Annotated in this window: 4 protein-coding genes; all 4 read right to left on the bottom strand. The window is 27.5% G+C overall.

Annotated features, from left to right (window positions below):
- Window positions 1–1,433: DNA polymerase (locus ACRC03_RS10595; protein WP_438652535.1), on the bottom strand; the 1,433-nt coding region annotated here is incomplete at its 3' end.
- Entirely contained in the window at window positions 1,430–1,948 is a 519-nt protein-coding gene (locus ACRC03_RS10590; protein WP_438652534.1) for a DUF2815 family protein, read from the bottom strand. The genes ACRC03_RS10590 and ACRC03_RS10595, both read right to left, overlap by 4 nt.
- A 681-nt stretch (window positions 1,949–2,629) precedes the next feature.
- Window positions 2,630–3,841: an AAA family ATPase gene (locus ACRC03_RS10585; protein WP_438652533.1), complete on the bottom strand. Its 1,212-nt coding sequence runs from the start codon at window positions 3,839–3,841 to the stop codon at window positions 2,630–2,632.
- 201 nt (window positions 3,842–4,042) lie between these two features.
- Window positions 4,043–4,386, bottom strand: a 344-nt coding sequence (locus tag ACRC03_RS10580) for an HIT family protein (RefSeq protein WP_438652532.1), incomplete at its 5' end; no start/stop codon positions are given.

Raw genomic sequence — 4,386 nt, 5'->3', positions numbered from 1 at the left:
TTTACTATATTAGGATTGTTGTTTCTAAAGTGTTTAACCAATAGTAACAGGTCATCTTCCTCTATTTCTAAACTACCTGCTCCCATGGTTTTAAGTGCATTTACCCCTCCTTGATAGCCTAGAGCTAATTCTGCTATTTTTCCTTTTTGACGTAGTGGGCTATCTTTTGTTATTAGGTTGATATCCGTATTAAACATTTTAGCTGCACTTGCTTCATAGATTTTGCCATGAGTGTTAAATACTTCTATTCTCCATTTTTCTCTAGCTAAATAGGATAATAGCCTTGCTTCTATTGCACTAAAATCTGAGATTATTAGTTTTTTATTTCCCTGGGAAATAAATGCTGTTCTTATTAGTTTGGATAGTACTTCTTGAGTATTTTCATTTAGTTTATTTATTATAGAGTAGGCTTTCTCTGTTGGAAGTTCTTTTATTACTCCTCTTAGCAAATCTAATTTTTCTAAATTTGTCTGTGGTAGATTTTGTACTTGCACCAATCTTCCTGACCATCTGCCCGTTTTATTTGCTCCATAGTATTGAAATAAGCCCTTTATAGTATTATCCTTTGTTATTGTTCGATTCATTGCTTGGTATTTTTTTATTGAGGTTTTGTTTATACTTTGTCTTAAATTTAGAAATTCTATTAAATCTTGATTTTGCGAGTTTTGAATTAGTATGTTTATATTTTCTTTGTTTACACTTTCAACTTCTATATCAAAGTTTTCTTTTAAGTAGTTTTTTACTTGGATAGAACTTTTTATATTTTTAATGTTAGTAGTAGTTTGTAATTTTTCTTTTAGTATTTTCTCATTGTATAGATTTAACTCTATAGCTTTATTTACAAAGGATGTATCTACTCTAACACCTCTGTCATTTATCACTTGGTCTATTAGATAAACTTCTTTTTCATAATCTGGTATTTTGTACTTTTCTAACTTTTTTCTTATAGTTCTCTCTACTATACAGTCTGTTTTACAATAATCCTTAAACTTGTTCCACTTTTCTAAATGGCTACTAGGCTTGTTGTTATTAAAATATTTTATTAAGCTTTTTCCTTCTGTGTCCTTTTGTATATCTAGATTTAAGGCTTTTGCTACACTATCTAAACTAGTTGGTAGACCTAGAGAAAGTGCTAAACCTTGAGTACAGCTAAAAGCTTTTGGTGGTAAATAAGTATTTAGATATTTTGAGAGACATATTCTTTCGAAATTAGCGTTAAAAGCAGATTTTGTGATGTTATTATCTAGTATGGCGGCCTTTACCCTACTGGGTAATGGCTCACCATTTGCTAGTTCTATTATTTTTACTTCTTCATCTTCAAAGGCATACGCCATTAGTAAAATTTCAAAGTTATTATCTTCTGTATAAGCGTATACTCCGCTTTTTGCTAGATCTATATTACTTTTGGTTTCTATGTCTAGGTATAAGATCATATTTGATCTCCATCTATTATTGTGAAGTCATCTTCTGGTCTACTGCTCATTAATATACTTTCACCATCACTGATTTTTTGAAGGTTTTTTATACTACAACCTATGCCACATTGGTTATTTTTATAAAATGGATAAAACTCTATACTAGCTCTACAATAACAGCCCGGATATATTTCTTCAGGATTTTTTATTTCCTTTACTAAGTTATTTACTATTCCTGGTTTGTATTTATTAGTTGTGTTTACGAAATAATGGTTTTGGTAAGCTTCATTGCCTGGTTTTTCTAAGTCCCCATCTCTTAGTGGTGTTTTTATGTTTTCTGGAATATCTCCCCATACTGATAAGCCTTTTTCTTTTGACTTAAATATTGCTTCGTTTATTTTTTCCATTGTTTCAATATCATTTTTAGGTATTAGTATACATACTGAATACCTTGATTCATCACTGTATTCTACTTTTTTTGGTATAAATAGATTTGGATAATTGATTCTTACTTTCCCTGTTATTACTTTCATTTTATTCTCCCCTTTTATTTGTTATTTTTTATATATTTTTATTTTATACTTATATAATAGTGCATTTCTAAGGAACAGTCAATAACAAAAAAGAACACACGTTGTTGATAGTGCTTGTAAATGTATATTATACACCTATGTCTTAGAAATATGTTTTAATTTAGTTTAAAGTATGATATTACTATATTTATACTTGAATATAACCTTTTTTACACTTTATATTACCAATCTGTTAATTTATTAGCGTTCTTGATGTTAAATTAATTTCACTCCTATGCCAAGAACATATATTCCGAACTATTTTTTTTGTATTATAGCATTCATACTAGATATATTTATACATAGATCAGAAAAGAGTTTGAAATTACTAACTGTAAGAATAAAAATAGTTATTATTTTTAAAAATAAGATTTTATTTTTATACGATATTTATTAAAACAAGTGCTCCAAATGCAAGGTTTGATAGAAAATATTAGAACTAAATTTAAGCCCTAAGTCATTAATCATAACTTAGGGCTTTTATCTATAATATCTCTAACCTTATATTTTTTCTATTTTACAAGTATGCTCTTTATTATCAAAATCATAACAAATTGCCACCAATAATATCTCTCTATTTTCGTATTCTTTTCTAAACTTTACATTTTAAGGCATTATCAACCGTATCATCTTTCTTAAGTTCTAGGATAAATGATTTACTATTGTTTCACTATCTTGGTTTACTGTAGCCTTAAGTACATTTTTTGAATTTCTAACTAGTTGTGATACATACCCAAAACTCTCATCTGATAAAGATTTTTTAAAATCTTTCATTAATTCATTATTTGGTATTTTTATTAATCCATCATAATATGATAAAAATCCTAATACAATCATTGCAGAGTATATTTCTTCTTTTGTACTTGGTTCTCCTTGACCTGCTCTATATTCTTCATCTACTTCTATTTCTATTTCTTCACCGTTTACCATTTTTATTACATCATCTTTAACTTCTAAAGTATTATATTTAAGATATTGTAATACTTCATCCATTGCCCCTGTATTTGTCCAATAACTTTGACAATGGTTATTTGAGAGAGCTAACACTACAGATCTTGGATTATATATTTTAATTCCTGTAGCTGTCATGTATCCATTGTACCATCTTTCTAATTCTTCATAGTTCATTTCCTTATTTTTACTACATAATTTCTTTACTTCCTCTTCTGTAAACCCAAAGTATTCTTCAAATTTTCTATCTTTTAAAAATGTAAATTCTTCAAACATATTTAATGCTGAACCTGATGAATGTTTTTTGATAGGTAAGATACCTGTCATGTATGCTAATGCTACATATGATTTATCTTTTAATAATAACCTTAGAAATTCTAAAAAATCATTATGATTTTCTTCAAATAAGCCTCTATTAAATATAAAGTCCCACTCATCAAATATAAATATAAATTTTTCTTTTGTTTCATAAATTTTATCACTTAAAGAGCTAGTTTCTTTAAATGATATATGCGGATAAATTAATGATAAATCATATTCGATATTACGTATTATTCTATCAATATAGTCATCATAGCTATATGCTCTATCTGGTAAATCAGAAAAATCTATTTTGATAACGTTATATTTATTTAAGTTTTCTTTATATCCTTCAGTTTTAGAAATTTCTAGTGTGTCAAACATATCACTACTATCTATAGTTTTTGTATAGTATGCACCTAGCATATCTATTATTGATGATTTTCCAAATCGTCTAGGTCTAGTTACGCATACATATCCTTGCGTTGTATCTATTCTTTCATTTAGTTCTTCTATTATTAAACTTTTGTCTACAAAGTATTTTGTTCTATATAGTTTTTTATAGTTTTCATAGGGCTTAGATGTATTTAAATATACAGTCATATTTTCACCTCTTTATACTTATTTATAATTTAATTATATCCTTTATTTATAACTTTAACAACTTCTTGCATTAACAGTCTTATAGAAGCAATTTTCTTTTACTTATACCATTAATTTAAGCCCTATGTCATTAATCATGACTTAGGGCTTTTATCTATAATATAAATTATATTGTTTCTTTAGGTATTTTAAGGCTTAATATTAATATTTCATTTTTTCAGGTATAACACCTCTAACTCCGCCTTTAGGACAAGATGTATCTCCTGTATATCTTGGTATTAGATGTACGTGCACATGCATAACAGTTTGTCCTGCTACTTCACCACAGTTTATGCCTATGTTGTAAGCATCTGGTGAATGTTTTTCATCTAGTAGTTTTTTTGCTTGATCTATTAGTTGAAAGATTGCATCTCTTTCTTCATTAGTTATATCAAAAAAATCTTTTACATGCCTTTTCGGTATAAACAACATATGTCCTTTTCCTACTGGAAATTTATCATATATTGCATAGGCTAGTTCATTTTCTAATATGTACTCTTTTATTT

The organism is Romboutsia sp. (assembly GCF_051659545.1).
Taxonomy (GTDB): Bacteria; Bacillota; Clostridia; order Peptostreptococcales; family Peptostreptococcaceae; genus JBOFOR01.
This window is presented reverse-complemented; position numbering and strand designations above follow the sequence as displayed.